Source organism: Embleya sp. NPDC025285 (genome assembly GCF_055558835.1).
The window spans coordinates 1-6,108 of record NZ_JBVHLU010000221.1; the positions used below are offsets into that span (position 1 = coordinate 1).

Annotated in this window: 8 protein-coding genes; all 8 read left to right on the forward strand. The window is 72.6% G+C overall.

Translation table 11 applies throughout. From position 1 onward, the window contains the following. Positions 1-143: 143 nt before the first annotated feature. The 8 genes from ACZ4FV_RS51420 to ACZ4FV_RS51455 all read left to right on the forward strand — a co-directional run bounded on the left by ACZ4FV_RS51420 (position 144) and on the right by ACZ4FV_RS51455 (position 5,794). On the forward strand, positions 144-707 hold the full coding sequence (locus tag ACZ4FV_RS51420) for a hypothetical protein (protein WP_465328302.1): 564 nt from the start codon (positions 144-146) through the stop codon (positions 705-707). 213 nt (positions 708-920) lie between these two features. After that, a complete protein-coding gene (locus ACZ4FV_RS51425) occupies positions 921-1,370 on the forward strand; it encodes a hypothetical protein (protein WP_465328304.1) in 450 nt (149 codons plus the stop codon). Between the two features lie 64 nt (positions 1,371-1,434). After that, positions 1,435-1,785, forward strand: a complete 351-nt coding sequence (locus ACZ4FV_RS51430) for a hypothetical protein (protein ID WP_465328305.1) — start codon at positions 1,435-1,437, stop codon at positions 1,783-1,785. Continuing rightward, complete coding sequence (locus ACZ4FV_RS51435) at positions 1,782-2,000, forward strand: hypothetical protein (protein ID WP_465328307.1); 219 nt, start codon at positions 1,782-1,784, stop codon at positions 1,998-2,000. Before ACZ4FV_RS51430 ends, ACZ4FV_RS51435 begins: the two co-directional genes overlap by 4 nt. A 90-nt stretch (positions 2,001-2,090) precedes the next feature. Continuing rightward, positions 2,091-2,663 carry a hypothetical protein gene (locus ACZ4FV_RS51440; RefSeq protein WP_465328309.1) on the forward strand — a complete coding sequence of 191 codons (573 nt, stop codon included), beginning with the start codon at positions 2,091-2,093 and terminating at the stop codon, positions 2,661-2,663. 132 nt (positions 2,664-2,795) lie between these two features. Continuing rightward, positions 2,796-3,221 (forward strand): DUF6573 family protein, encoded by a 426-nt coding sequence (locus tag ACZ4FV_RS51445; RefSeq protein WP_465328310.1) that lies wholly within the window; start codon positions 2,796-2,798, stop codon positions 3,219-3,221. Between the two features lie 241 nt (positions 3,222-3,462). After that, positions 3,463-3,870 (forward strand): hypothetical protein, encoded by a 408-nt coding sequence (locus tag ACZ4FV_RS51450; protein WP_465328312.1) that lies wholly within the window; start codon positions 3,463-3,465, stop codon positions 3,868-3,870. Between the two features lie 118 nt (positions 3,871-3,988). Then, positions 3,989-5,794: a ParB/RepB/Spo0J family partition protein gene (locus tag ACZ4FV_RS51455; RefSeq protein WP_465328314.1), complete on the forward strand. Its 1,806-nt coding sequence runs from the start codon at positions 3,989-3,991 to the stop codon at positions 5,792-5,794. Positions 5,795-6,108: the final 314 nt, after the last annotated feature.

A 6,108-nucleotide genomic window follows, 5' to 3' on the forward strand; every position in this document is an offset into this window, starting at 1 on the left:
TTTTTCCCCCCCCCCCCCCCCCCCCCCCCCCCCCCCCCCCCCCCCCCCCCCCCCCCCCCCTCCCCCCCCCCCCCTCCCTTTTTTCCTCCCCCCCCCCCCCCCCCCCCCCCCCCACCGAACCACGAATTTCGGGAGAGAAGACGATGACCTATACCCGGGAGATGGACGCCCGCGTACGCGAGATGACCGCCGGATTGGCCGCCTGCATGGGCGAGGGTTGGCACCTCGACCCCGACGCCGAGTACGAAGGACGCATCCTGGGCCCCGGAGGACACGGGCTCAAGCTCACGGCCGCCCGACACCGCCGGGTGGAGATCCAAGGGCTCTGCCCCGGTGACCGGTACGTGCCCCAGCCGTCCATCACCGTCGCCGCCGACCGCCCGGACCGGGCCGTGCACGGCGACGTTCGACGCCGCCTTTGGCCCGCCTACGTGGAGGCGTTCGACCGCGTGACCGCCGAGCTGGCGCAGCGCGAACGCGACGCCGCCGCGTGCGAGAGGACCCGCGATCTGTTGCTCGCGGCGCTGCCCGCACTGCGCGGACCACACAAGCCGGGCACGGACTACGACATGACCGCGCACGTCGCCGGCACGCATGCCCGGATCTACGGCGGGCCCAACTCCGCGCGCCTGGAACTCCGGTTCCTGCCGCCCGCGCTCGCGGCGCAAATCCTTGCGGTGCTGGCCCGGTACGAGCCGGCCGGATGACCCCGACGCCCCGGGGCGGAGGCACCCACCCCGGGGCGTGCCGTCCCGATCCCCGCGCGTGGCGTTCCGGGGCCCGACCGGGTGAACCCCGGATCGGCCCTGGCGAACGGGTGAAACACACCCACGCATGACATATGTCATTGGTATTGTTGTTCATGTCGAAAGGGGTTGGCCCCCCGGTGGACATCGAACCCGAACTCTTGGAGCGGACATATGAATTCTCACGTCGTCGTCCCCGTCGTCGCGACGCCGAGCGCCGGTGGAGCACCCTCGGCGGACATGCGGCCGGTGGGCACCGTGTGTCTGACCTGTGCCGCGCAGTCCGGCGGCGAATTGGCGGCGTGTCGGTTGGACCTCCGGGCCCTGTCGACCGCCCGTGACGAGGTGTCGGCGATCGCGTCGGACCTCATGCGCCATCTCCCCACGACGGCAGCCGCGCCGACCACCGCTCTCAAGAACATGTTGAACGAGGTCGCCACGCGGGCGTTCCAGGGGCGGCGACTGGCCGAAGAGGCCACGTCCGAGGCGGAGATGCAGACCGCCCGGCGCACCGTGACCCAGGCGTGCGCCCTCTACTCGGATTTCGTGGACGCCGTACGCGAGCACTGGTTCGTCGAATCCCGTTTGGCGGAGGCGGTTCTCCAGCGCGCCACCCGACTGTGACTCCGAGGTCGGGCGGCGGCCGGCCCGCCGCCCGACGCGGACCGCGAGCATCGAGGAGAACTCGTTGATCACCGCCGATCCGCGTCCGCACGCCGCAGCGCTGGCCCGTTTCCTGGGAGCCGGGTGGCAGGTTTCCGACAGGCCCTACCGCCCGGAGTTGGGCCACGTGTTCCTCACCGGTCCCGACGGAATGCGCCTGAGCCTGTCCGTCCACCGCCATCGGGGCGGCGCCCGCCTGCACGTGTGCGGATCCGTGCCGCCCCCGGGGCCACGATGCGGCCCGATCGGCGTACGCGTCGATCGCGGGCCCGAGGCCATCGGACGCACGGTCGCCCGCGACCTGATCCCCCGTTACCGCGCGGTGCTTGCCCGCTTCCGCGCCGACGACCCCACCCCCACGGAGACGACGACATGACCGACGCGACCACACCCCGGACCACGCCCGAGCCCGAGCCCACCGACGCGGCGATCGACGCCCGCCGCCCCGACTGGCGGACGATGACCGCCGACCGGATCCACGAGAAGCCGCGTGCCAGTCAGCCCGGACTGTTCGGCGTGGGCGGAGACGACGACGTGCACTCCGACCAGGTCTACAGCCGCTGCCCGGCCGGCGGCGGCGCACTGTTCTAGACCCCCCCGGCCCCGGGCCCCGCGCCCGGGGCCGGCGACCCGGTCCGGCGAACGCGCGGACCGGCACCACCGAGGCGAGGAGAGAAGCCGATGCCGTATCGGGCCATGGCCGAAGCACTGGCCGGCCACTGGGACGGATGGGAGGTCGAGGACGACCCCGCGCGGGTGTGGGCGGTCAGGATGGACGGCCCCGAGGATCTCGCCCTGATCCTGTACGACACGGGCACCACGAAGGCCCCGCGTGTGGGCATCAGCGGGTGCTATCCCCCGGACGCCGGCGACCATGTCCCGATCTGGATCACGGTCGCCGCACACCGCCCCGTCGCCGCCGTGGCCAAGGAGGTGCAGCGCCGTCTGATGCCCGGTTACCTCGCGGCCATGCGGGTCGTCCGCGAACGGCGCGAGATGGAGGCCGGACGCGCGCGGGTACGCGCCGAGGTCGCCGCGTCCCTGCGCCGGGTGCTTCCCGCGCTCGAACGCGAGCGCACGGTGACCGCGTCGCGTCTGGCGCTGTTCGCGTCGCTGCCCGCGTTCGCCGGCGTCCGGATCCGCGCCCAGGGCGACGCCCGGAGTCTGGACTTCGAGGCGTACGGCATCGGGCCCGAAGTGGCCCGCGAACTCCTCGCGGTGTGCGCGCGGCACGCGGTTGCCCCGACCGGGTGAACCCGCCCCGACGCAGGGCCGAACCGGTGAATCCCGACCATCGCGACTGATCATCACTGGTATTGTTGTTCATGTCGCCAAGGGATGGCACCCGAGGGCGGCGCCGAACCACGAAGAACACGAGGAGAGACCGTGACGACGAACGAGAACACCACCGCCGCCCACCCCTTCGGCCCGGTGATCGACACCTACAGCCGGGCGCAGGCGATCGAGGACGGCGTCCTGGTGCTCGCCGACCCGGCGCTGACCCGGCAGGCCGGCATCCGCTTCCCGGTGGCGCTCACCGCCGCCGCGTACGCGGACTGCGTGGCCTGGACCAACGCGGACAACGACCGCAAGAACACCGTCCAGGACGAGACCGGGCGCCTGTGGGACGTGCTGTACATGAGCGCGCTCGCCATGCGCCGCATCGGCGGCCGGCGGGTCGACGTGGAGTTGTACCGGGTCCCGCGCGAGGGGCGCGGCGTGAAGGCGCGACAGGTCCGGCTGATCGCCGAGATCGGCCCCGGCGACGAGGGCGAGCCCGTGATCACGATGACGCTCCCCGGCGAGTCCTGATCCCCCGGTTCCCGGGCGGCGCCCCCGCCGCCCGGGAACCGCCCCGGGGCGGTGTGGCCGGCGCGGGCGCCGGGGCGCGACGTCGGCGGCATCGAGCCGCGACGCCGCGTCGGTCGGCTCCCGCGCCCGTCCCGCGACCGCGCGCCGTACCCGGGGCGAGGTCCACGAGCCCCGTTCCCACGTCGCCCGAAGGTGGCCCCTCGGGTGGCGATCGAACCGCGAAACCATTCAGGAGAGCGCGATGACGCAGGACACGGAAACGCAACGCACCTTCGAGCACGCCGGGATCACCTACCACGCGGGCGAGCCGCAGCACTGCCCGATCTGGGGTCGGGTCGCCGAGATCACCGTGAGCCTGGGCGCCGACGAGCGCCGCTACCCGTGGGGGACCGTGCACCCGCTCGGCGTGCAACGCACCTTCGAGGAGATCGCGTTCGAGGACCCGCACGGACTCGCCACGCGCCTGAAGGTTTTGCCCGTCGCCACGATCAACCTGTGCGGTTGCCGCTATGCGGGCGGCCGGTGTGTCGGATGCGGCCACGAACTCGACCCCTGGGGATTCTGCAAGGGCCTCGCGTGCGGCCATGCCCGCGACGTGCACGGGCACTGCGACGGCTCCTCCGAGGCGTTCGACCGCTTCCTGCTGTAACACCACCCCGGGCCCCGGTGCCCGACCACACCGCAACCGGGACCACGCGTCCCACCCGTGCCGCGCGGGTCGGCCCCCGCGCGGCACACCGAACCACGAAATCCGAGGAGAACCCCACATGTCCGACACCACGACCGCTGTCGTCGAGCCCGAGGAGACCGCCACGGTCCCCGCGCCGGACGACCGCCACGACATCGGCCGCCTGCTCTACCTGGACCCGCGCGTGATCGTCGTGGACCCGCGCAACCACCGCAAGGGCGACCCGAACAGGGTGGACGCCGCCTTCGTCGCCACCGTGGAGAAGCTGATCGGGAAGCAGGATCCGCCGATCGCGGTCCAACCCGACGCGGACCTGATCGCGAGCGCGGAAGTGCTCGGCGTGCAGACCCCGATCACCGTCCGCCCGCTCCCGGCGGACGCGGACGGCGCAGCGCGGTACGGCGTCCTCGCGGGTCAACGGCGCTGGCTCGCCGCCCTGTTGGCGGCGTCCAAGGCCGTCGACGCGGACCGGCCGGTGATGCCCATTCCGGCTCTGGTGCGCGAAGGTCTGTCCGACGCGGACGCGATCACGGTCAGCATGATCGAGAACAAGCAGCGGGAACAGGCCACCGCCCGCGACGACGTCGAGGCCGTGCGGCAACTCTCCCTGTTGGAGGCGCCCGCCGCCCAGCGCCGCCGACTCGGCAAGGCCCTGGGCCTCAAGCCCAAGCAGGTCGGCGCCGCCGTCAAGGCCGCGACCCTGTCCGACCAGGCGCTCAACGATGCCGCGCAGGACGAGTTCGACATGATCGAGTTGGCGGATCTCGCGGACCTGGGCGGCGGCCCGGACACCCTGCGCGTGCTCAAGCACGCCAAGTGGCAGGACCGGAACGAGGGCAAGGGCCGGCGCGGGCACTGGGCGCACGCGCTCGAACGCATCCGCAGCCGGCAGGCGGACGAGGAGAAGCGCGAACGGGTGCTGGCCGAACTCAAGGCCGCGAAGGTGACCGTGGTGGCGCGCAGGTGGCACTGGGACGGCGCGGAGCGACTGCTGAGCGACCTGCGCAGCGGGCTCGGCAAGGCCCTCGTTGCCGAGCGGCACGCCACCGACTGCCCCGGGCACGCCGTCTACCTCGATCCCGACACCATCGAACCCGTCGCGCTGTGCATGGCGTGGCGCAAGAACGGCCACCGACCGGCCAAGGACACGGACCAGGCCCGGGGCGGCGGCATCGACAAGGCCGAGCAGCGGCGCCACGTGATCGCCCACAACAAGGCGTGGAAGGCCGCCCGCGTGGTCCGCGAACGGTTCGTCATCGAGATGATCGCCCGCAAGAAGGCGATGAGCGACGAGATGTGGGCGTACGTCCTCGACATGATCACCGGCACCTCGTACGAGTACAGCCGCTTCGTCGGACAGCACGAGACCGACACCGTCGCCCGCTTCCTGGGCGTTCCCGACCCCAACGCCGGCACCGCCACGTACAACCGTCTCGCCCGGCCGTTCCGCGCGCTGATCGAGCGCCAAGGCAAGGCACGACGCGGGAACATCCTGCTGGCCCACGTCGCGGCGGCGAAGGAATCGGTGGTCATGCACGACCGCGCATGGGACGGCCCCGGTGACGACGTCGCGGACTGGCTGACCTTCCTGGCCGACCAGGGATACACCCTGGCCGAGGTGGAGGAGGAAGTGGTCGAGCACGTGCGGGCCCGTCGAGAGGAGACCGCCGAGGCGAAGAAGCGGATGGCGAAGCAGAGCGGCGAGCAGGACTCCCCGGCCGCCGAGGAGTCGAGCGCGCCGGACGACCGGGCGCGGGACGAGGCGGAACCCACCACGGAGGAAGCCGCGTTCGAGGACGGCAACGAAGGCCGGGACCCCGGCGACGAAAAAGCCCCGGCGGAGAACGCCGAGGAGGAGATCGTGGAGGCCGATCCGGCCGCCTAGATGGTTCGATCGGCGGCTCCCCTCGTCTTCTACGACGAGCGCCCCCACAAGGAGAGCCGAGCTGGCGAGGCCGAGGGCCGCCGATCTTTCCGAACCACGAACCACTCCAAGGAGCGGGCCGCGATGCCCCCACGATAGCGCGCCGGACGGCTTCCCCGAGCGCGGTACGCAGCGACCCCCGGCCGCCCGCGCGGCCGGGGGATGTGCAGTGGCCGCGACCGCTCCGCGGTCGCGCGGAGCGGTGCCGGGGGGGGGGGGGGGGGGGGGGGGGGTGGGGACGCCTAACGCACCGAAAAAAGACCTGGAGGGGGAAA

What these genes read in the sequence shown, in the direction of transcription:
- ACZ4FV_RS51420 (WP_465328302.1), top strand. Translation starts at nt 144, where the DNA reads ATGACCTATACCCGGGAGATGGACGCCCGCGTACGCGAGATGACCGCC.
- ACZ4FV_RS51425 (WP_465328304.1), top strand. Translation starts at nt 921, where the DNA reads ATGAATTCTCACGTCGTCGTCCCCGTCGTCGCGACGCCGAGCGCCGGT.
- ACZ4FV_RS51435 (WP_465328307.1), top strand. Translation starts at nt 1,782, where the DNA reads ATGACCGACGCGACCACACCCCGGACCACGCCCGAGCCCGAGCCCACC.
- ACZ4FV_RS51440 (WP_465328309.1), top strand. Translation starts at nt 2,091, where the DNA reads ATGCCGTATCGGGCCATGGCCGAAGCACTGGCCGGCCACTGGGACGGA.
- ACZ4FV_RS51450 (WP_465328312.1), top strand. Translation starts at nt 3,463, where the DNA reads ATGACGCAGGACACGGAAACGCAACGCACCTTCGAGCACGCCGGGATC.
- ACZ4FV_RS51455 (WP_465328314.1), top strand. Translation starts at nt 3,989, where the DNA reads ATGTCCGACACCACGACCGCTGTCGTCGAGCCCGAGGAGACCGCCACG.